The sequence below is a fragment of the Halopseudomonas bauzanensis genome, assembly GCF_900114735.1.
GTDB classification, from domain to species: Bacteria; Pseudomonadota; Gammaproteobacteria; order Pseudomonadales; family Pseudomonadaceae; genus Halopseudomonas; species Halopseudomonas bauzanensis.
Genome location: NZ_FOUA01000008.1, coordinates 48479 through 70146, shown reverse-complemented (window position 1 = coordinate 70146; position 21668 = coordinate 48479). Strand labels below are relative to the sequence as shown.

The 21668-nt window shown below is 61.9% G+C and carries 20 protein-coding genes; 11 read left to right on the top strand and 9 right to left on the bottom strand.

All coding sequences use genetic code 11. From position 1 onward, the window contains the following. Window positions 1-35: 35 nt before the first annotated feature. From BM267_RS15045 to bioB, 6 genes are all read right to left on the bottom strand, one after another. Window positions 36-344, bottom strand: coding sequence for a flagellar basal body rod C-terminal domain-containing protein (locus BM267_RS15045; RefSeq protein WP_036992812.1), 309 nt, complete (start codon window positions 342-344; stop codon window positions 36-38). Window positions 345-392: 48 nt separating this feature from the next. Next, entirely contained in the window at window positions 393-1097 is a 705-nt protein-coding gene (bioD, locus tag BM267_RS15040; RefSeq protein WP_036992814.1) for a dethiobiotin synthase, read from the bottom strand. 14 nt (window positions 1098-1111) lie between these two features. Beyond that, window positions 1112-1900, bottom strand: a complete 789-nt coding sequence (bioC, locus tag BM267_RS15035) for a malonyl-ACP O-methyltransferase BioC (RefSeq protein WP_036992816.1) — start codon at window positions 1898-1900, stop codon at window positions 1112-1114. Continuing rightward, the gene (locus tag BM267_RS15030) at window positions 1893-2609 is read right to left on the bottom strand and encodes an alpha/beta fold hydrolase (protein ID WP_036992817.1); all 717 of its coding nucleotides are present in this window, start codon (window positions 2607-2609) and stop codon (window positions 1893-1895) included. Before BM267_RS15030 ends, bioC begins: the two co-directional genes overlap by 8 nt. After that, the gene (gene bioF, locus BM267_RS15025) at window positions 2606-3778 is read right to left on the bottom strand and encodes an 8-amino-7-oxononanoate synthase (RefSeq protein WP_036992818.1); all 1173 of its coding nucleotides are present in this window, start codon (window positions 3776-3778) and stop codon (window positions 2606-2608) included. The genes BM267_RS15030 and bioF overlap by 4 nt, the downstream gene beginning before the upstream one ends. Before the next feature lie 111 nt (window positions 3779-3889). Continuing rightward, entirely contained in the window at window positions 3890-4939 is a 1050-nt protein-coding gene (bioB, locus tag BM267_RS15020) for a biotin synthase BioB (protein ID WP_036992820.1), read from the bottom strand. Window positions 4940-5015: 76 nt separating this feature from the next. On the opposite strand from bioB, the gene BM267_RS15015 reads away from it, so the two are divergent. The 9 genes from BM267_RS15015 to yaaA all read left to right on the top strand — a co-directional run bounded on the left by BM267_RS15015 (window position 5016) and on the right by yaaA (window position 17834). Beyond that, window positions 5016-5732 carry a ComF family protein gene (locus tag BM267_RS15015; RefSeq protein WP_036992822.1) on the top strand — a complete coding sequence of 239 codons (717 nt, stop codon included), beginning with the start codon at window positions 5016-5018 and terminating at the stop codon, window positions 5730-5732. A gap of 180 nt (window positions 5733-5912) precedes the next feature. Further along, window positions 5913-6887: a serine/threonine protein kinase gene (locus BM267_RS15010; protein WP_036992823.1), complete on the top strand. Its 975-nt coding sequence runs from the start codon at window positions 5913-5915 to the stop codon at window positions 6885-6887. Window positions 6888-7046: 159 nt separating this feature from the next. Continuing rightward, the gene (locus BM267_RS15005; RefSeq protein ID WP_036992824.1) at window positions 7047-8849 is read left to right on the top strand and encodes an acyl-CoA dehydrogenase; all 1803 of its coding nucleotides are present in this window, start codon (window positions 7047-7049) and stop codon (window positions 8847-8849) included. A gap of 231 nt (window positions 8850-9080) precedes the next feature. After that, window positions 9081-12380 (top strand): mechanosensitive channel MscK, encoded by a 3300-nt coding sequence (mscK, locus tag BM267_RS15000; RefSeq protein WP_036992982.1) that lies wholly within the window; start codon window positions 9081-9083, stop codon window positions 12378-12380. 68 nt (window positions 12381-12448) lie between these two features. Then, window positions 12449-13015, top strand: a complete 567-nt coding sequence (gene efpL / locus BM267_RS14995) for an elongation factor P-like protein EfpL (RefSeq protein WP_036992826.1) — start codon at window positions 12449-12451, stop codon at window positions 13013-13015. Window positions 13016-13032: 17 nt separating this feature from the next. Beyond that, complete coding sequence (locus tag BM267_RS14990) at window positions 13033-13692, top strand: alpha/beta hydrolase (protein WP_036992827.1); 660 nt, start codon at window positions 13033-13035, stop codon at window positions 13690-13692. Window positions 13693-13778: 86 nt separating this feature from the next. Then, complete coding sequence (gene rhlB / locus BM267_RS14985; protein ID WP_083392537.1) at window positions 13779-15311, top strand: ATP-dependent RNA helicase RhlB; 1533 nt, start codon at window positions 13779-13781, stop codon at window positions 15309-15311. Window positions 15312-15551: 240 nt separating this feature from the next. Beyond that, window positions 15552-16934 carry a PhoH family protein gene (locus BM267_RS14980; RefSeq protein ID WP_036992829.1) on the top strand — a complete coding sequence of 461 codons (1383 nt, stop codon included), beginning with the start codon at window positions 15552-15554 and terminating at the stop codon, window positions 16932-16934. A 123-nt stretch (window positions 16935-17057) separates the two neighbouring features. Then, entirely contained in the window at window positions 17058-17834 is a 777-nt protein-coding gene (yaaA, locus tag BM267_RS14975; protein WP_036992831.1) for a peroxide stress protein YaaA, read from the top strand. A 25-nt stretch (window positions 17835-17859) separates the two neighbouring features. Here yaaA and BM267_RS14970 read toward each other — a convergent pair whose 3' ends face one another. Together BM267_RS14970 and BM267_RS14965 are read right to left on the bottom strand one after the other, a co-directional pair. After that, window positions 17860-18735, bottom strand: a complete 876-nt coding sequence (locus tag BM267_RS14970; protein WP_036992833.1) for an alpha/beta fold hydrolase — start codon at window positions 18733-18735, stop codon at window positions 17860-17862. A 1-nt stretch (window position 18736) separates the two neighbouring features. Next, window positions 18737-19510, bottom strand: coding sequence for a class II aldolase/adducin family protein (locus BM267_RS14965; RefSeq protein WP_036992834.1), 774 nt, complete (start codon window positions 19508-19510; stop codon window positions 18737-18739). 107 nt (window positions 19511-19617) lie between these two features. Here BM267_RS14965 and BM267_RS14960 point away from each other — a divergent pair, with 107 nt between their 5' ends. Continuing rightward, the gene (locus BM267_RS14960) at window positions 19618-20367 is read left to right on the top strand and encodes a Crp/Fnr family transcriptional regulator (RefSeq protein WP_083392536.1); all 750 of its coding nucleotides are present in this window, start codon (window positions 19618-19620) and stop codon (window positions 20365-20367) included. Between the two features lie 6 nt (window positions 20368-20373). Here the strand turns inward: BM267_RS14960 and BM267_RS14955 are convergent, their stop codons facing one another. Continuing rightward, window positions 20374-20829 (bottom strand): flavodoxin domain-containing protein, encoded by a 456-nt coding sequence (locus tag BM267_RS14955; protein WP_074781250.1) that lies wholly within the window; start codon window positions 20827-20829, stop codon window positions 20374-20376. 86 nt (window positions 20830-20915) lie between these two features. Between BM267_RS14955 and folM the strand changes: the two genes are divergently transcribed. After that, entirely contained in the window at window positions 20916-21653 is a 738-nt protein-coding gene (gene folM / locus BM267_RS14950; RefSeq protein WP_235818295.1) for a dihydromonapterin reductase, read from the top strand. Window positions 21654-21668: the final 15 nt, after the last annotated feature.

Here is a 21668-nt window from a genome sequence, read left to right as displayed (position 1 = left end):
CGAACAGCCTGTTGGATAACGCCCGGGAAAACCGGTCAAGCCCGGATGTCGATCAGCGTACCCAGCACTTCATCGGCGGTATCGATAACCGAGGCACCCGCCTCGACTTCCCGTTGCGCCTGCTGCAGTTCGACCAGGCTGTTGGCCAGATTCACCGGCCGGTTGCTGTCGACCTGAGTGGTCGCCGCCGGCTGGCCGGTGGCGGGTTGCAGGGGAATGGTGGCGGCCGCCGATGCGCTGATCGGCGCGCCGGCGCGGGCGATCTCTGCGGCGGCGGTATTGGCGCGGTACTGACCCTGACGTACGGCGTCAAAGCCGGAGGAAAGTAGATCGAGCGAGGCCATGGCATAAGCTCACATAGTGGCAATATGCCCATTCAAGCACATGTCGTTTCAGGATGACAGACCGGCGGTCGGCTCGAGCAGCGTATCCAGTGCGAGGTATTTGGCAATTTCCGCCGGCCGCCCCCCTTTCACCCGCGGCACTACTCCCAGACAGGGCGCCGACAGCATCGCCTTGAGCGTTTCCAGATTATGTTGCTGGCGATCCATCTGCGGATCGACCTGGTTGGCCACCCAGCCGGCCAGCCGCAGACCGTCGGCGGCGATTGCCTCGGCGGTCAGCAGCGCATGATTTATGCACCCCAGGCGCAAGCCCACCACCAGGATTACCGGCTCGCCCAGCTCCTGGGCCAGATCGGCCAGAGTCTGGTCATCGTTCAGCGGCACTCGCCAGCCGCCAGCCCCTTCCACCAATGTCAGGTCGGCACCACGCTCGAAGACCCGGAAACAGGCATCAGCGAGCCGGCTAGCGGAAAGCTGGAGCCCTGCTTCCCGGGCAGCGATATGCGGCGCGATCGGCGGCGCCAGTGCTACCGGGTTGAGCGCAGCGTAATCCAGCGGCGGCGAGCATTCGGCCTGCAAGGCCAGGGCGTCGTCGTTGCGCAAACCTTCCGGCGTGACTTCACAACCTGCTGCGACCGGTTTCACCGCGGCGGTGGTCAAGCCGCGCTGCCGCGCTGCGTGCAGCAACCCGGCGGCGATGGTGGTCTTGCCGATTTCGGTATCGGTGCCGGTGATGAAATAACGCTGGGGCATGTCGGGTCTCCGTTTCATGCGGGTTTGAACATGAGAATCTGCGCCACCTGCCAGCTGGCAGGCAGCCCCTGATCAGTGCGAAATGGCTCATAGGCGTCAGTCAGGCGGCGCAGCCGCGCCCGCCCGGTCAGCCCACCGGGGCGGCCAGGGTTGACGTTATGCGCGCCCAGCGCCTTGAGTTCCTGGGTGAGTTCACCGAGGCGCTGGTAGTACAACTGGTGCTCTTCGACCTCACAGCGCCAATCGCCGAATTCACCCGTCGCAAGAATGCTGTGCAGCTCTTCCGCCGGCATGAAGCGGTTGACGTGGACGAAGTCATCCACTGCCCGCCAGGCGGTGCGCAGCTCATGCAGGCTGCCTTCAAGCAATGTATTGAATGCCAGGCAACCGCCAGGGCGCAGTACCCGATAGGCTTCGTGCAGCACGCGAGCCAGGTCGGGGCACCATTGCAGCGCCAGGCTGGAAAAGATCAGGTCCTGGGAGTTCGCCCGCAGCGGCAAGGCTTCGGCGTCGGCCGCCACCCAGCCGCTGATCAGCGGGCTGGTTTGCCGGGCGTGGCGCAGCATGCCTTCGGCCAGATCAAGACCGATCACTTGCTGGCCATAACGCGCCTGCAGAGCGCGACTGAAATAACCGGTACCGCAGCCCAGATCTACCAGCTCAGTCGGCGCAAATTCAGCGGGCAGTCGCGCGAGCAGGTTACTGCCCACCGCGCGCTGTAGGGCGGCGGCCTGATCGTACGTTGCAGCTGCACGACTGAAGGAGTCGGCGACCAGGCGCTTGTCTGGCCGCTGTTCAGGCATGCTGGCGCTCCAGCCAGCCGGCGATTTCCTCAGCCAGCCACAGCGGCTGTTCCAGCGGCAAGGCATGGCTGGCGTGGGAATGGATTGCTACCCGCGACCCTTCATGCAACATGGCAAGATCTTGCGCCGCCGCCTCCGGCAGCAGCGCATCCTGCGCGCCCAGACAATGCAGCATCGGCTGGGTCGGCTTGCTCAAGGCCACGCGGTTGTCGAGCATGCCCAGCACCGCCAGACCGTGCAGACGCTGCTCGGGGTCCTGATTGTCCCAGGCCAGCTGCTTTGCCAGCTGCCGGGCGTCGGCACTGCCTTGGGCTACCAGCAGGCCGAAGCGCTTGAGGGTTTTCTCCGGCGCCTCGCGATAATCGTTATAGAAAGCCTTGAAGGTCTCCGTGGACATGGCCGCCGCCCAGCTCTTGCGCGCGACGAAGCAGGCGTTGGCTGCCAGGGTGGCGACCTGTCCGAAGTGCTCGGGGAAACGCCGGTGCAGTTGTACCGCCAGCATGCCGCCCAGTGACCAGCCGATCAGCACGCCGGGCTTGATCCGCTGGGCCAGGCTGCTCAGGTCGGTTTCCAGGCTGGACAGCTGAATCGCCGGCAGCGGCAGGATGTCCACATTGATATCAGAAAGGCGCTCGAGCAGTGCTTCACGCAGCGGCTGCATATTCTGCGGTGCCAGCGCCCAGCCCGGCAGCAGGGTGATGTTCTTCATGCCTCGATCTCCGGCAAATAGCTCAAGGTCTGCTGCAATGCTTCCAGCAGGCGGTCGATGTCAGCTTCACTGTGCGCCGCCGATAGCGTCACCCGCAACCGGGCCGTGCCCTGCGGCACTGTGGGTGGGCGGATGGCGGTGACCAGAATGCCGCGCTCGCGCAGGCCGGCGGACAACTGCATGGCCCGCGCACTGTCACCAACCAGCAGCGGCTGGATCGGCGTGGCGCTGTCCATCAGTTGCAGCCCCAGCGCACTGGCGCCGGCACGAAAACGCGCAATCAGTCGCGCCAGATGCTCCCGGCGCCAGCTCTCATCACGCAGCAATTGCAGGCTTTTCAAGGTTGCCCAGGCCACAGCCGGAGGCTGGCTGGTCGTGTAGATATAGGGTCGGGCAAACTGGATCAGGGTCTCGATCAGCTCTTCGCTGCCCGCGATAAAGGCGCCGGCGGTACCGAAGGCCTTACCCAGGGTGCCGACCAGTACCTGAACGTCGTCCAAGCCCAGTCCGTATTGCTCGACTATGCCAGCGCCCGTGGCGCCGAGACAGCCGAAGCCGTGGGCATCATCCACCATGACCCAGGCATCGCGCTGGCGGGCGGCGGCGCACAGGGCGGGTAGATCGGCCAGGTCGCCGTCCATGCTGAACACGCCGTCGGTAACCACCAGTGTGTTGCCGGTGGCCTTGGCCAGGCGCTTCTCCAGACTCGCCACATCATTGTGCAGATAGCGGGAAAAGCGCGCCCCGCTCAGCAATCCGGCATCCAGCAGCGAGGCATGGTTAAGCCGGTCCTGCAATACGGTATCGCCCTGCCCGACCAGCGCAGTGATGGCCCCCAGGTTGGCGGTGTAACCGCTGGACATCAGCAGCACCCGCGGCCGACCGGTCAATGCAGCCAGCGCCTCTTCCAGCTGGTGATGCGCCTCGCTGTGACCGATCACCAGGTGCGAAGCACCACCACCCACACCCCAACGGCGTACGCCTTCGACCATCGCCTCGGCGATCTCGGGATGGTTGGCCAGGCCCAGGTAATCATTGCTGCAGAAAGCCAGCAGCGGCTGACCATCAACGCTTATATGCACGTCCTGCGGCGAGGTCAGCAACGGGCGCTGGCGGTAGAGGTGGGCGGCGCGGCGCTCGGCCAGGCGTGAAGAAAGATCGAAAGGCATAGGCTCACGCAGATGCGGGCGGCAGGCTGTCAGTAACAGCTTGCCGCACAGGGTCAGGTTCGGTTATCGGCAAACACGTTCAAGCGGATAGCTAGCAGCCCGCAGCGGCGTTCAAACCGCCGCCGCGTTGGTGAACATCTGGCTGTCGCGCTGCTCGACCAGCGCCTGCTCGATGGCTGCCTGATGCACTTCATCATCATGTTCCTGGCGCTCTTCGGGCTTGATGCCCAGGCGGTCAAACAGGCGCATGTCCTTCTCGGCCTGCGGGTTGCTGGTGGTCAGCAAACGGTCGCCGTAGAAGATCGAGTTGGCACCGGCGAAGAAGGCCAGCGCCTGGGTCTGCTCGTTCATCTGCTCACGGCCAGCGGACAGGCGCACGTGGGACCTGGGCATCATGATCCGCGCGACGGCAAGCATGCGGATGAAGTCGAAGGGGTCGATATCCTCGACGTTCTCCAACGGCGTGCCGGCAACCTTGACCAGCATGTTGATCGGCACGCTCTCCGGGTGCTCCGGCAGGTTTGCCAGCTGGATCAACAGACCGGCGCGGTCCTCCAGCGATTCGCCCATGCCGAGAATCCCGCCAGAACAGATCTTCATGCCAGCATCGCGCACGTAGGACAGCGTCTGCAGACGGTCGCTGTAGGTGCGGGTAGTGATGATGTTGCCGTAGAACTCCGGCGAGGTGTCCAGGTTGTGGTTGTAGTAATCCAGCCCGGCATCGGCCAAGGCAGCGGTCTGTTCCTTGGTCAGTTTGCCCAGGGTCATGCAGGTTTCGAGACCCAGTTCACGCACACCACGCACCATCTGCAGCACATAGGGCATATCCTTGTCGGAAGGATGCTTCCAGGCTGCCCCCATGCAGAAACGGGTCGCGCCGATGGCCTTGGCCGCGGCGGCCTCGTCCAGCACCTTCTGCACTTCCAGCAGCTTTTCCTTGTCCAGGCCGGTGTTGTAGTGGCCGGACTGCGGGCAATACTTGCAATCCTCGGGGCAGGCCCCGGTCTTGATCGACAGCAAGGTGGAAACCTGCACCCGGTTGGCGTCGAAATGCTGGCGATGCACCGTCTGCGCCTGGAACAGCAGATCATTGAAAGGTTGACGCAGCAGAGTCAGCACTTCTGCCGGTTTCCAGTCGTGGCGGGTTACGGGCGCGGTCATCGAGGCATATCCTTGAAGTCGGTGGGGATTCTTATGCAAGGCATGATAATGACGGCAGGGAGACTGTCAACCACTTATGATCATCAAGGTTTACAACTGGACGCATTTTGATCAATTCAACCGTTGCCTGTTATGCCTCGGCTCTGCGGCCGGCATATCAGAATGTCTGTGCAATGGCTGCCTGGCGGATCTTCCCTGGCTGGGTCCGGCCTGCCGACAGTGTGCACTACCCTTACCCCAGGCGGGCCAGCTATGCGGCCAGTGTCAGCAACGGCCACCCGCTTTCGCCCAGGTGATCACCCCGTTCTGCTACCGCTTTCCGCTCGACAGCCTGATCCCGGCCTTCAAGTACAACCACCAACTGACCTATGGCCGGCTGCTCGCCCGCCTGCTGCACCAGGCAGTCGTCCATCATTACCAGGAGCATAGCTTAGCCCTTCCCGATATGCTGATACCCATGCCACTGCACCGCGCCCGCCAGGCGCAACGGGGCTACAACCAGGCACTGGAACTGGCTCGCCCGATCGCCCGCCTGCTGAAGTTGCCACTGGACCGCAAAACCCTGGTGCGCCAGCGCTCGACAGCGCCCCAGCAAGGTCTCGACGCCCAGGCGCGCCGGCAGAATCTGCAGAATGCCTTTGCCTGCCGCCAACCCGAACGTCTGGCCGGCAAGCATATCGCGCTGATCGATGACGTTGTGACCACCGGCACCACCATCAACGAAGCCAGCCGCACCCTGCTGGCTGCCGGGGCGGCGAGTGTCAGTATCTGGTGTGTGGCGCGCACCCCATAGGTGGCTGGCGCAGGCGTCATTTCTCTGCGACCTGTTCGCGGCCTGGCCGCTAAGCTCCTTGGTAGATGGCTGCGCGCCTACAACGCGCCGGGGATTACCTGTAAGCTGCGGACAATTGAATAGCTCCACGCGGGCAGCCTCTCCTGCGCTGCTATCGCCCGGAGCTCAGAGGAATTGTCGATGAGTCACCCGTTCGCCCTGCTGACCCCTGATACCGTGCTGGATGCGGTGGAGTCGCTGGGTTTTATCAGCGATGCCCGCACCCTGACGCTGAACAGTTACGAGAACCGCGTGTTCCAGATCGGGATCGAGGATGGCCAGCCGCTGATCGCCAAGTTCTACCGCCCGGACCGCTGGAGCGACGGGGCGATACTGGAGGAGCATCAGTTCTCTCTGGAACTGGCCGAACGGGACATTCCGGTCATTCCGCCGATGCAGGTCGAAGGCCAGACCCTGTTCGAATTCGCCGGCTTCCGTTTCAGCCTGTTCAAGCGCTTCGGTGGTCGCGCACCGGAGCTGGATAACCCCGACCACCTGCTGATGCTCGGCCGCCTGCTGGGTCGCCTTCATGCAGTCGGCGCCATGCGGCCCTTCGATCACCGCCCCGAATTGACGGTGCAGAACTTCGGCCATGACAGCATCGCCTGGCTGCGTGAACATGACAGCGTGCCCGCCAACCTGCGTCCGGCGTACTTCTCGGTAGCCGATGACCTGCTCGCACGGATTGATGACATCGTCCGCGAGCACCCCTACCAGACCATTCGCCTGCATGGTGATCTGCATGTCGGCAACCTGCTGTGGCGCGATGAGCTGCTGTATATGGTGGATATGGATGACTGCCGCCAGGGCCCGGCGATCCAGGATCTGTGGATGATGTTGTCCGGCGAGCGCGATCAGCGCCAGGCGCAGTTGGCGGAACTGGTCGATGGCTACAACGAATTCCATGATTTCGACCCGCGCCAGCTGCCGCTGATCGAATCCCTGCGCAGTCTGCGGCTGATCCATTACAGCGCCTGGCTGGCCCGGCGCTGGGATGACCCGGCGTTTCCCATGCACTTCCCCTGGTTTGCCAGCGAGCGCTACTGGGCCGATCAGATCCTCACCCTGCGCGAACAGCGCGCTGCGCTGGATGAGCCGACCCTGCGGTTGTTCTGAAAATTCCTGATTCCGCTTTATCAATCCCATCAATGGCTGTTCCCCCACCGATGATGTGCCGCATACACTGCGGCACATCATTATCTGCAACCTCGGCGCATTACGTCGGTAGCCAACCGGGAACGGCGAGTTCGAGGTAACACAACAAGGGCAACTGCCATGACCGATACCCTGCTCGACCCACGCAACCTGGCATTCGAACTCTACGAAGTGCTGGATGCTGAAGAACTGACCCAGCGCGAGCGCTTCGCCGATCACAACCGCGAAACCTTCGATGCCGCCGTGGCCACAGCCCGCCAGATCGCGGAGAAGTTCTTCGCCCCGCACAACCGCAAGAGCGACGAAAACGAGCCGGAGTATGTAGACGGCGCAGCGGTACTGATCCCCGAGATCAAGCCGGCGGTAGACGCCTTTATTGAAGCCGGTTTCCAGAACGCCGGGCGCAGCTTCGAGGAAGGCGGCATGCAGTTGCCGAACCTGCTGTCGCGCGCCTGTTTCGCGCACTTCCAGGCGGCCAACATCGCCACCTCGTCCTACCCGATGCTGACCATGGGCGCCAGCAACCTGATCGGCAAGTTCGGTACAGAGGACCAGAAGCGCCGCTTCTTCCAGCCGATGATCGAAGGTCGTTTCTTTGGCACCATGGCGTTGACCGAGCCCCACGCCGGCTCCTCCCTGTCCGATCTGCGTACCCGTGCCGAGCCGGCTGGCGACGGCACCTACCGCATCAAGGGCAACAAGATCTTCATTTCCGGTGGCGACCATCCGCTGTCGGAAAACATCGTGCACATGGTGCTGGCCAAGCTGCCCGACGCGCCGCCCGGAGTGAAGGGTATTTCCCTGTTCATCGTGCCCAAGTTCCTGGTCAATGATGACGGCAGCCTGGGCGAGCGCAACGATGTGGTGCTGGCGGGCCTGTTCCACAAGATGGGCTGGCGCGGTACCACATCCACCGCACTGAACTTCGGTGACAACGGCAATTGCGTGGGTTATCTGGTCGGCGAGCCGCACAAGGGCCTGGCCTACATGTTCCAGATGATGAACGAGGCGCGTATCGGCGTCGGCATGGGCGCCATCATGCTCGGTTACGCCGGCTACCTGTACTCGCTGGATTACGCCCGCGAGCGCCCTCAGGGTCGCCACCCCGATGGCAAGGATCCGACCAGCCCGCAGGTGGCGCTGATCGAGCATGCCGATATCCGTCGCATGTTGCTGACGCAGAAAGCCTATGTCGAAGGCTCCTTCGATCTGGGCCTGTTCTGCGCCCGATTGGTGGATGACGGCAAGACCGGCAATACCGAAGAGCAGCGGCAACTGGCCAATGAACTACTGGACCTGCTGACCCCGATCGTCAAATCCTGGCCCTCGGAGTTCTGCCTCAAGGCCAACGAGCTGGCGATCCAGATCCTCGGTGGTCACGGCTATACCCGCGAATATCCGGTGGAACAGTACTACCGCGACAATCGCCTGAACCCGATCCACGAAGGCACCCATGGCATCCAGTCGCTGGACCTGCTGGCCCGCAAGCTGACCCAGAACAAGGGCGCTGGCCTACGCCAATTGATCGGGCTGATCGAAAGCAGCATCCAGCGTGCCGGCGAATACGCCTCGCTGGAGGAACTGCGCAAGCCGCTTGAGCAATTGCTGCAACACCTGCAGACCACCACCCAGGCGTTGCTCACCGACCTGGGCAGCGGCAAGCTCAACGAAACCCTGGCCAACTCGGCGCTGTACATGAAGGTCTTCGGTCATGCAGTGATCGGCTGGCGCTGGCTGGAGCAGGCGATTCGCGCCGAGGAAGGTCTGGCCCGCGGCAATACCTCTGACGAGAGCTTCTACCGGGGCAAGCTGCAGGCGGCGCGCTACTTCCTGACCTGGGAAGTGCCTGCCTGCCACCATGAGCTGAACCTGCTGGATGCGCGTGATCAAACGTGCATGGCAATGCAGGACGGGTGGTTCTAAATCCGCTTCTGCGCGAGTTCCGGCTGACACCGATCAGCCGGAACCCTTTTTACCGGTCCGCGGGCCGCTCCCCATGTTCATCTTCGTTCCGTCGATGACGTAAGCACTTCCTCAGCCACTCCTGAACCAACCCCTGACCCGCATTGTCCGAGGCGTCGTTCCTTGGTGCTGCTTTCATTGGCACGCACTCGGGACTAAGCTTCCCTTTGTTCATCGCGGATTATCATTATCATGCCACGCCTCCACCTGTTGCCATTGATTCTGCTCGCGTGCCTGTTCTGGGCCCTGCCCTTGGCCCATGCGCAGGACAGCGAGGACGGTGCCAATCCCGTCGAACGCCTGCAGCAGGCTATCGCTGCCCTACCCGACAGCGGCAAGTCCGCCGCCGAGCAGCAGCAGTTGCAGGAAGCCTGGCAGCAGACACTGACCTCACTGCAACGAACCGAGTCACTGCGCGAGCAACAGACCGAGCTGCAGGCGACTCTGGACGACGCGCCGGAAGAGCTGCGCCGGCTGAATCAACAGACCGAAGCCCTGGGTCCAGTCAATGAAGAGCGCCTGCGCCAGCGGTTTGCCGCCGGCACGCTGCAGACCCTGGATGCCACCCTGGGCGATCAGGTCGCCCGGATGTATGACTGGCAGAACGAGCTGACGGCCGTCAACAGTGAACTGATCGCCGCCGAAACCCGCCCGGAAAAAACCCAGAGCCGGATTTCCGCCAACCAGGCGCGGACCAATGAGCTCAACGAGCAATTGCGCCAACTGCAACGCCAGCCGCAGAACCAGCTCAACCAGGCCCGAATCGAGGCGGCGGAGGCCGAACTGGTCAGCCTGGAACAATCCAGCGCGCTGCTGCGCCAGCAGTTGTCGGCGAACAATACGCTGTTGGAGCTGGCCAACGGCAAGCGCCGCCACCTGCTCGCCGAACTCGGCAACATCGATAAGGAAATCAATGTCCTGCAGGACGTGATTGACGAGAAGCGCCGCAGCTTGTCGGAACAGGTGATCAGCGATACAACCGCCGAATCACAGCAGATCAGCAACCACCAGTTGCTGCACGAGCAGAGCCTGATCAATCAGCGGATCAGCGAGGAGCTGCTCGCATCATCGAATCGAATCAGTACCCTGTCGCGCCGCAATATCCAGACGACCCAGCAGATCGATCAGCTCACCCAGCAGGAAAGCGCTCTGGACCAGCAGATCAGCGTACTGGAGGGCAGCGTGCTCCTGTCGCGTATCCTGCATCAGGAAAAGCAGGCGCTGCCGGCGGTGCAGATCGACCGCACCCTCGCCGACTCGGTAGCGGACATGCGCCTGCGCCAGTTCGAGATCAACCAGCTGCGCGAACAGTTGCGCAATCAGGACGCCTATCTCACCCGGCTACTGAATCAATTGCCTGAGGCCCAGCGGGACGAGTTGCGCGACGACCTGCTGCAGCTGATCCGCAGCCGGGGAACCCTGGTCGAACAACTCAGCGTCCATATCAATACCCTGCTGGGTGAAGCCATCGCCCTGCAGATCAGCGAAAACCAGCTGCAGCAACTCAGCACCAAGCTGCGACAAACCATCGATGATCAGTTGTTCTGGGTGGCCAGCAATCCGCCGATCAACCGCGAGTGGCTGCTCAACCTGCCACAACAGATATTGTCCCAATTACAGAATCTGCAGCCGCTGGCGCAGATAAAGCTGCTGCTGTTGACGCTCTGGGATCACCCCGGCTGGCTCGCCCTGCTACTGGCCGTGGCCAGCATTCCATTGCTATTGCGCAAGCGCCTGGTCAACCGCCTGAATCAGCTTCATGGAGAAGTCGGCCACTACCGGCTCGACAGCCAACGCACCACGCCCCTCGCTCTGCTGCTGACGGCGGTCTCGGTATTGCCGCTGCCTATCCTGCTGGGCGGCGCCGGCTTCGGCCTGGTGTTCGGTGATACCCCCGCCATGCCCAGGCTGGGGCGGGCGTTGTTGCAGCTCTCGGTTAGCTGGTTCGCGCTGCACCTGATGTATCGCCTGTTCGACCCACAGGGCATTACCATCCGCCATTTCCGCTGGTCCGCCATCAAGGTCGCGCGCCTGCGCAAGCTGACCCGCCACCTGGCCTGGGTACTGTTGCCGATGGTGCTGATCATCAGCCTGGGGTCCACCAACCCGGAGCATCTGGACAAGGATGTGGTGGGCCGAGTGGTGATGATCATCACCCTGTCGCTGTTCAGCCTGCTGGTCGGACGCCTGATGCGCCGGAGCGAGCCGCTGAACAATTCGCGGATCTTCCATTTCGGTGCCTCGCTGATCCTCATCCTGCTGCCGCTGGTGCTGGCCGGGATGACCATCTGGGGCTATCACTTCACCGCCATCCGCCTGGCGGACCGGATGATCGATACCCTGTACCTGATCGCCGCCTGGATATTGCTGCAGGGCATTGTGGTGCGCAATCTGGGTGTGGCTGGGCGTCACCTCGCCTACCAGCGGGCCATCAGCAAACGCCAGGCCGAGGAACAGGCCAATGGCGCCGAGCATGAAACACCGGTGGAGATACCTGAACTCAAGCTGGAGCAGATCAATCAGCAGTCGTTGCGTCTGGCCCGTCTGGGCCTGCTGGTGCTGTTCGGCGTACTGGTGTATCTGGTCTGGTCCGACTTGCTCAGCGCCGCTTCCTATCTGGAGTCCATCACCCTCTGGGAATACAACAGCGGCACCGCGGACAATCCGCTGATGGCGCCACTCAGCGCCGGCGACCTGCTGGGCGCGGTCATTATCGTCATTCTGACCGTCATGCTGGCCCGCAACCTGCCCGGACTGCTGGAGATACTGGTGCTATCGCGCATGGAGCTGCGCCAGGGCAGCAGTTACGCCATAACCACGCTGCTGAGCTATATCATCGTCAGCGTCGGCATCATCGGTTGCCTGGCCACCCTGGGCGTCAGCTGGAACAAGCTGCAGTGGCTGGTGGCAGCGCTCGGGGTGGGGCTGGGTTTCGGCCTGCAGGAGATCTTCGCCAACTTCGTCTCGGGGCTGATCATCCTTTTCGAGCGGCCGGTGCGCATCGGCGATGTGGTAACCATCGGCAACCTGTCGGGCACGGTCAACCGCATCCGCATCCGCGCCACCACCATCATCGATTTCGATCGCAAGGAAATCATTGTCCCCAACAAGACCTTCGTTACCGAACATCTGATCAACTGGTCACTGTCCGATACCATCACCATGGTCACGGTGAAGATTGCCGTCGCCTATGGCTCGGATGTCACCCTGGTGCGCCGCCTGCTGTTGCAGATTGCCGAAGACAACCCCCGGGTTCTGGACGAGCCGGAGCCGATGGTGCTGTTCCTCGGCTTCAATGACAACCGCCTGGATCACGAGCTGCGCATGCACGTGCGACAGTTGATCGACCGCAACCTGACCATCGATGAAACCAACCGCGAAATCGACCGCCTGTTTGCCGAGAACGACATCGAGATCGCCACCCGGCAGGTGGATGTCAACCTGCGCACCAATGAAGGTCTGGAGCGACTGATCAGCATCGACAAGGGATGAGTCGCAGCTTGCGCGCCAATCGGGGAAAAACGCACAATAGCGTTTTCCCCGCCCACCGAGCATGACCGATGCCAAAAGCCGCCGAACTGAAGAAAGGCCAGATCGTCCAGATCAATAATCAGCCGTATATCGTGTCCCAGATCGACGTGAAGAGTCCCTCTTCACGCAGCGGCACGACCCTGTACAAGGTGCGTTTCAACCATGCGCAGACCAAACAGAAGCTGGAACAGAGCCTGACCGGCGATGACTTCCTCGCGCCCATCGACTTCCAGAAGCGCGCGGTGCAGTTTCTCTACCAGGATATGGACGGCTACACCTTCATGGATAACGAGGACTTTACCCAGTTCACCCTGAACGCCGATGCCCTTGAGGAACAGATTCCTTATCTGCATGATGGCATTCCGGGCCTCTACGGTCTGGTAGTGGAAGGCAATCTGGTGGGTGTGGAGCTGCCGGCAGTAGTGGAAATGGCCATCGAGGAAACGCCCCCGGCGATCAAGGGCTCCTCCGCCAGCGCCCGTACCAAGACCGCCCGTTTCGCCAGCGGCCTGGAAATCCAGATTCCGGAATACCTGGAAACCGGCGAAGTGGTCCGCATCAATACCGAAAGCGGCAAGTTCATGTCGCGCGCCTGATAAACCTGAGGAACATCATGTCCAACCAAGCCCTGATCATCGAATCTCCCCAGCCGGCCGATGCCTGCGTTATCTGGCTGCACGGCCTGGGCGCGGATCGGTACGATTTCGTGCCGGTGGTCAAGGCGCTGGAATTGCCGACCGATCACCGGGTGCGCTTCATCTTTCCCCAGGCACCGACCCGCCCGGTGACCATCAACGGTGGCTATCCCATGCCGTGCTGGTTCGACATTCTCGCGGTGACACCCCAGCGGGTGATGAACATGGCGCAACTGGCCGAATCCGTAGCCATGGTGCGCGGGCTGATCGATGAACAGATCACTGCCGGCATCGCTGCCGAGCGTATCATTCTGGCCGGCTTTTCCCAGGGCGGCGCGGTGATCATGCATACCGCGCTGGAAAGTGGGCTGCCGCTGGGTGGCATCATGGCGCTGTCGACCTATGGCCCCACCCTCCAACAGCTGCTGACCGACCACCAGGGTCCGAAGCTGAATGCATTCTTTGCCCATGGCCTGTATGACGACATCCTGCAACCGGAGATGGGCCGCAGCGCCCACGACCTGCTGCAGCAGGCGGGATATGCCACTCAATGGCACAGCTATCCCATGGCCCATGAAGTGTGCCCGCAAGAGATCAGTGATATCCGCGCCTGGCTGGTCAGCCGCCTGGGACTCTGACCGGGCGGCAATACCGCTGCGCATAGTAGTTTTTCAGAGCTTCCTTTACACTGCTCGGTGATCCCATATCACATCGAGAGACGATTGTGCTAAAGGCACTGAAAAAACTGTTCAAGCCGGGCAAGACACCGGCTCCGCACCATGAGACGCATATCGAGCCGGCGGCCGCACCGATACGCCCGGCTCCCGAGCCGCCGACGCCGCCTGCCGCAGCCCAGCAGGACCAGCGTGAAGCCCGCCCCAAGCGCAGCCGCCAGAGCAAACCGCGCGCCACCCCGCCGCCAGCCAAACCCTGGACGCTTGCGGATTTCGCGGTCGAACCGGCCGAGGGCAAGACGCGCTTTCATGACTTCCCGCTGCCTGACAGCCTGATGCGCGCCATTCAGGACCAGGGCTTCAGTTATTGCACCGCGATCCAGGCCGAAGTGCTGGGCAACACCCTGCTCGGCCACGATGCCATTGGCCGTGCCCAGACCGGTACCGGCAAGACTGCGGCGTTCCTGATTTCCACCATCACCCAGTTGCTGGAAACCCCGCCACCGGATGAGCGTTTCATGGGTGAGCCCCGGGCGCTGATCATCGCCCCGACCCGCGAATTGGTCATGCAGATTGCCAGCGACGCCGAAGGGCTGACCAAGCACTGCGGCCTGAATGTCATGGGCTTTGTCGGCGGCATGGATTACGACAAGCAGCTCAAGCAGCTGGAACGCAAGTACTGCGACATTCTGGTGGCCACCCCCGGCCGGTTGCTGGACTTCTGCAACCGCGGTGAAGTGCACCTGGATCTGGTCGAGGTGCTGGTACTCGATGAAGCCGACCGCATGCTGGATATGGGCTTCATTCCCCAGGTGCGGCAGATCATCCGCCAGACTCCGCGCAAGGGCGACCGCCAGACGCTGCTGTTCTCCGCCACCTTCAGCGATGACGTCATGAACCTGGCGCAGCAATGGACGGTCGACTCGGCCATCGTCGAAATCGAGCCGGAACGGCCCGCTTCGGAGAACATCACGCAGAAGGTCTATGCCGTGAGCGGCAGTGACAAGTACAAGCTGCTGTTCAACCTGGTTACCCAGCTCGAACTGGAACGGGTCATGGTCTTCGCCAACCGCAAGGATGAAGTGCGCCGCATCCAGGAGCGCCTGGTCCGCGATGGCGTGAATGCCGCCCAGCTCTCCGGCGATGTGCCACAGAACAAGCGGGTACGCACCCTGGAGAACTTCCGCGAGGGCAAGCTGCGGGTACTGGTCGCTACCGATGTGGCCGGCCGTGGCATCCATATCGATGGCATCAGCCATGTGATCAACTACACCCTGCCGGACGATCCGGAAGACTACGTACACCGCATCGGTCGTACCGGTCGCGCCGGCGCCAAGGGCACGTCCATCAGCTTCGCCGGTGAAGATGACGCCTTCCAGCTGCCGCCGATCGAGGAGTTGCTGGGCGGCAAGCTCGATTGCATCCCACCGGAGGAGATCTACCTCAAGCCCGTGCCCAAGCTTCAGCGCACCGCGGAGGAGAAAGCCGCCAGCGACGCCAACGAAGCCGAACAGGCCGCTGCGGCGGCAGCCAACCGCAAGCGTTCGAGCAACCGCCGGGATGGCCGACGGGACCGTCGTTGACGCGCAATGCAAGAGCCGGGGCGAGCCATCGCCCCGCCCCGCCAGTCAAAAACTGTCATTTTTCTGCGCCATGACGCTTGTTGCTGTCACATGATTTGCGCTATACCTCAATTAACCGACCGATGCTTGGCAGTGATCCATTGATACCGCCAGGTAATGCGAGTCGGCCTTGCGGACTGCCAGGTGCGGACCGGCGCCTGATCCAGTCTCGTGACTGCGACCATTGCGAGGTAATAGCCCATGGAAGCGTGCGGAGCGACCCGACACACCTTCTACGTACTTGATACCAACGTTCTCATCCACGACCCCAACGCACTGCTCAATTTCGAAGAACACCACGTCATCATCCCGATGACCGTCCTTGAAGAACTCGATAAGCTCAAATCCGGCAAGACCAGCACCGCAGCGGACTGCCGCCAGGCAATCCGACTGATCGACCAGACCCTGGCCGATGCACCACCCGAACTGGTCGAATCAGGCGTTCCCATCCAACGCGGCAAACTGAAACCCAACGGCACTCTCGCCATCCTGATGGACAAGGCACCTCTCCCCGCTCACTGCCTGCCCAACGATCTCAACGACAACAAGATCATCAACCAGCTTTGCCAATTGCAGATACGCCATCCGGACAACCGCATTGCGTTGGTATCGAAAGACATCAACATGCGCCTCAAGGCCCGAGCCTGCGGTATCGACGCTGAGGACTACCATACCGACCAACTGCTGGATGACATCAGCCTGCTGGCCCGCGGTTACCACCAGATCGAGGGCTCGTTCTGGGATCGCGCCAGCAAAGTGGAAACTAGCCAGCTTACCGGCCAGACATTGCATGATGTTCAACTCACCGACAACCTGCCGGCCCTGCATATCAATGATTTCATCATCGATGAGCAGGGCTTCGTCGGTCAGGTCAAGGCAGTCGATGGGCGGGATCTGCGATTGCTGGACATGCACCGCGAGCCGCTGATGCATCAGGAAGCCTGGGGGCTGCGGCCACGTGATCTGTTCCAGGCACTGGCCATGCACGCGCTGCTGGACCCGGATATTCATCTGGTCAACCTCACCGGCGCTGCCGGCTCGGGCAAGACTATCCTGGCGCTGGCCGCGGCCATCGAGCAGACCATGGTCAGCAAGACCTACCGGCGCATCATTGCCACCCGCAGCACCCAGGGGCTGGACGAGGATATCGGTTTTCTGCCGGGCACCGAGAAGGAGAAGATGGAGCCTTGGCTGGGGGCAATCACCGACAACCTCGAAGCTCTGCATATGGATGATGAGTGCACCCATGGCAGCGTGGAATACATCCTCGACCGGGTACCCTTGCAGTTCAAGTCGCTGAACTACATCCGCGGGCGCAGCTTCCAGCAGAGCTTTATCCTGATCGACGAGAGCCAGAACCTCACCCCGCACCAGATCAAGACCATCATTACCCGCGCCGGTGCCGGCTCCAAGGTGGTCTGTCTGGGCAACCTGGCACAGATCGATACGCCCTATCTGAACGCCACCAGCTCGGGGCTGACCTATCTGACCGAGTGCTTCAAAGACTTCCCCCATGGCGTGCATATCCACCTGCAGGGCGTACCACGCTCCGTGCTGGCGGAATACGCCGAAACCCACCTGTGACCCAATCGGGTCGGGCACCCCTGCCCGGCCCGTTCCATTGACTGGCTTTATCGGCACCATAAGCAGCCTTCGCGTCTCGCTTGCGGCATAATGACGGGCATTGCATTTCAAGGAGCCCTAGCCATGCTGATGGTGATTTCCCCTGCCAAGACCCTGGATTACGAGACAGCCCCGGCCACCGAGCGCCATTCCCTGCCACGCTATCTGGAGCACAGCCGGGAGCTGATCGACGTGCTCCGGGACAAGTCCCCCCAGGACATCGCCAAGCTGATGTCCTTGTCCGACAAGCTGGCCGCGCTGAATGTCGCCCGCTTCGGCAGCTACAGTGATGATTTCACGACCGAGAACAGCAAGCAGGCGCTGCTGGCATTCAAAGGCGACGTCTACACCGGCATGCAGGCTGAGGATTTCAGCGAAGCCGACTTCGACTTCGCCCAACAGCATCTGCGCATGCTGTCCGGCCTGTACGGCATTTTGCGGCCGCTGGACCTGATGCAGCCCTACCGGCTGGAAATGGGCACCAAGTTGGTCAACCCACGCGGCAAGGATCTGTATGCCTTCTGGGGCAATCACATCACCGACTGGTTGAATCAGGACCTGCAGGAACAAGGCGATGATGTGCTGCTCAATCTCGCCTCCCAGGAATACTTCGGCGCGGTCAAACCCAAGGCATTCAAGGGTCGGCTGATCGAGACCGTGTTCAAGGATCAGAAGAACGGCCAATACAAGATCATCAGCTTCTACGCCAAGAAAGCCCGCGGCCTGATGGCGCGCTATGTCATCAAGGAGCGCCTCAGCGATCCGGAAGGCCTGAAGGATTTCAATCTCGAGGGTTACTACTTCGACAAGGCCAGCTCCAGCCCCGACAAGCTGGTGTTCCTGCGCGACGAACAGCAATGAGGCGCGGGCAGCGGCGCTGCCCGACTCAGTTCAGCCTGTCGCGGAAAGCCAGGTAGCCGGCCAATACCTGCTCCGGCGCCTCGACCTGCGGGTAATGCCCGATACCCTCCAGCAGCATGGTGTCGGGCTGCGGGATCAACTCCCGGTACCGCGCCACCATATGGGCACCGGAGATTGGATCAGCCGCGCCGTCGATCACCCGCAGCGGCACTGAGGTGCGCTGCATGGCACCGACCCAGCGCTCGCGGTGCACCCGCCGTTCAGCCATATAGCCAATCAGCCGGTGCATCACCGCCGGGCCATTATTGGCTTCGATCATGGCCCAGAAAGCATCGAGCTCCTGCTCGTCCGGCTGGGTATCGGCACCGAACACCTTGCCGAAATTCGCCGCCAGCCGCTCCCGACTGAACCGCCGACCGATCAGAAAGCCAATGGGGCTCATCAGCAATTTCTGCAGCAGCACCGGCCGGTGGGTTTCTGGAAACAGCCCACCATTGAGAAAGCACAGGCTGCCCATTTGCCGCTCACCCTCCAGATCCCGGGCCAGCAGCTCCTGGGCCACGCTGTCGCCGTAGTCATGGGCCAGGATGTGATAGTGCGACCCGCCCAGGATCTGCAGCAGGTGCTGCTGGATATCAGCCTGTTCCAACAAACTGTAGGCATGCCCACGCGGCTTGGCGGAAAAGCCGAAACCCAGCATATCGCAGGCAATCACCCGGTAGCGCTCAGCGAGTGGCTGCCACAGGTAATGCCAATCCCAGGAACCCGAGGGGAAACCGTGGATCAGAAGCAGCGGTTCGCCCTGCCCGGCCTCCCAATACCGCAGTTGATGACCACGGAACTCGAACTCCCGCGCCTGGGCCCGCCAATCCGCCAGCGCGATACCCGCGAGCCGGTCCATATCAGACATCGAAGCCCGGGTTGACCCGCTGCAGCTTGCGCAGCAAGGCCGGCCAGGCAATGCCGCTGCCGGCGCCACGGGTCACTTTGCGCATGCTTTCCTTGGCCCCACCCAGAATGGCCTGCGGGATGGTCAGCAGTTCGCTGCCACCGGCCTGCGCAGCCACCTGAATCTCGCAGCAGCGCTGCAGGGTATACATGGTCAGGAAGGCATCGGATATCGTCTTGCCGCAGGTCAGCAAGCCGTGGTTGCGCAACACCAGGTTGTTGGCATTGCCCAGATGCGCTTGCAGCCGCACCTTTTCCTCTTCATTCAGCGCCACGCCTTCATAATCGTGGTAGGCCAGGCTGCACAACACGAACAGCGCCTGCTGGGAGATCGGCAGAATGCCATCCTTCTGGCAGGACACACCGACCCCAGCCGGAGTATGGGTGTGCAGCACACAGCCGGCGTCATGGCGTACTTCATGTACCGCGCTGTGGATGGTGAAACCCGCCGGATTGATTTCATAGGGCGAGTCCATGAGCTTGTTGCCCTGCAGGTCGATCTTGACCAGGTTGGAGGCGGTCATTTCCTCGAACATCAGCCCGTAGGGGTTGATCAGGAAATGCTCGGTACCGGGAATCTTGGCCGACACGTGGGTGAAGACCACATCATCCCAGCCATGCATGGCGATCAGGCGGTAGCAGGCGGCCAGATTCACACGGGTTTGCCATTCCTCGGCGCTTACCAGAGCCTGGATATCGGTTGCGGGCAGGGGCTGCATTGCATTCATAGGGATGATCCTCTTGTATGTTGGGATTTGCCGGGGCAGGACTTTTCAGCCAATTGCGGCATACTGCGCATATCCATCGGCCAGGCATCTTCAGGAGAGTCTAGAACGTGACAGCAGATAGCACTGTCAACCAGCTTACAGTGTCACCGGGCGATGGCGACCGGCATGCGGCGCTGTTGCAGCGCAACCGCTGGTTCCGCGACCTGCCGGCGGAATGCATCAGCGAGATGGTATCGATGGCCCGGCTGCGCCGGCTGGAGGATGGCCAGCGGCTGCACGCCCGCGGTGACCTGCCGGATGGCTTGTATGGCATCAGCACCGGCGCCATGCGCATCAGCAATACCGGCGCCGATGGACGCGAAGCCCTGCTGACGGTGCTGAGCCCCGGGAACTGGTTCGGTGAGATTTCCCTGTTCGATGGATTGCCGCGCACCCACGATGCCCACGCCATGGGCGTCACCGAACTCCTGCTGATCCCCCGCACGGGTTTTCAACAACTGCTCGAACGCCGCCCCGAGCTGTATCCGCACTTCATGCGGCTGTTGTGCCGGCGGCTGCGCCAATCCTTCAACATGATGGAAGACAGCGCCTTGCTGCCACTGCCCGCCCGCCTGGCCAAGCGGCTGCTGATGCATGCGCAGTATTATGGCGACGTGGCGCAAGAGAACGAGCGGCTGTCGATCCAGCTGTCCCAGGAAGTACTTGGACTGATGCTCAATAGCTCGCGCCAGAGCATCAATAAACTATTGAAGAGGCTCGAACAAGCGGGCTGGATTCGCATCCATTACAGCCAGATCACCATTCTCGATGAAGAGGCACTGACCCGCCTGGCCAATGGTACCGACAATCTGGTTTGAAGCAGGTCAGGCGCCTTTCAACACACCGATCAGCTCATCCAGCCACGGCTCGGCGTCTACTTCCGGCGTGACCGTCTCGCTGGCATCGAGCTGCAGCATGGGCAACGCCTCCCGCGCCTGCAACTCCAGCAGCAGCTCACGCATCAGTTCACCGCCCTGGCAATAGGTATCGCCATAGGAGGAATCACCCAGGCCAATGACGCCGAAGGGAATATCGGTGAGCAAAGGAAAGCGTGTCTGCATTTCGCTGTAGAACGGCATGATGGTTTCCGGCAACTCACCCATGCCAGTGGTCGAACAGCACACCAGAATGGCATCCGCACCAGCATCGAGCAGCGCATCGACCGAGGCCGGCTTGATACGACTGACCTGCAACCCTGCCGCCGCGCAACGCTCGGCTGCCTCATCCGCGAGAAAATCGGCCGTGCCGAACACTGAACCACTGAGTATTGCCAAACGCATCTTCGCCCCCTTGGAAGAATAACCGGGCGCATAGTATGCCCGAATCGGCATCCAGCTGCCGGACCCGGCGGGGCGAACATGCTAAGATGCGGCATTCGATCGACCACCAGACCCCCGGCACCATGAACGATCAGCAGACCATTCTGATTACCGGAGCAGCTCAGCGCGTAGGCCTGCATTGTGCCCAGCGTCTTGCGGCTGAGGGTTTCCGGGTGATCATCACCTGCCGCCGGCCACGCCCGCAGTGGCAGGATGAGCCGTTGGAGAATATCGAGGTGCTGTTGGCCGACTTTTCCACCGAGGTCGGCATCCGGCAGTTGATCGATACCCTGACCCGACGAAATATCCGCCTGCGTGCCCTGATCCACAATGCGTCGGAATGGCAAAATGACGATCACGCCGCCGAGGCATTCCAGCAGATGTTCATGGTACATATGCAGGCGCCTTACCTGCTGAATCTGGCCTGCGCCGAGCTATTCGATCCCGAGGTCACGGGCGACATCATCCATATCAGTGATCATGTGGCCCAACGCGGCAGTGCCAACCACATCGCTTACAGCGCCACCAAGGCCGGTCTGGAAAGCCTCAGCCGTTCCTTTGCCGCCCGCTTCGCGCCACGGATCAAGGTCAATACCATCGCTCCGGCGTTGATCATGTTCAATGAGGGTGACGCCGAAGAGTACCGCGAGAAGGCGCTGGCCAAGTCTGCGCTGGGCATCGAGCCCGGCCCGGAGGTGGTCTACCAGGCCGTCCGCTATCTGCTGGACAATCCCTACGTAACCGGTACCTGCCTCGACCTGAATGGCGGCAGAAGCCTGAAGTGAATCCACAAGAGAATT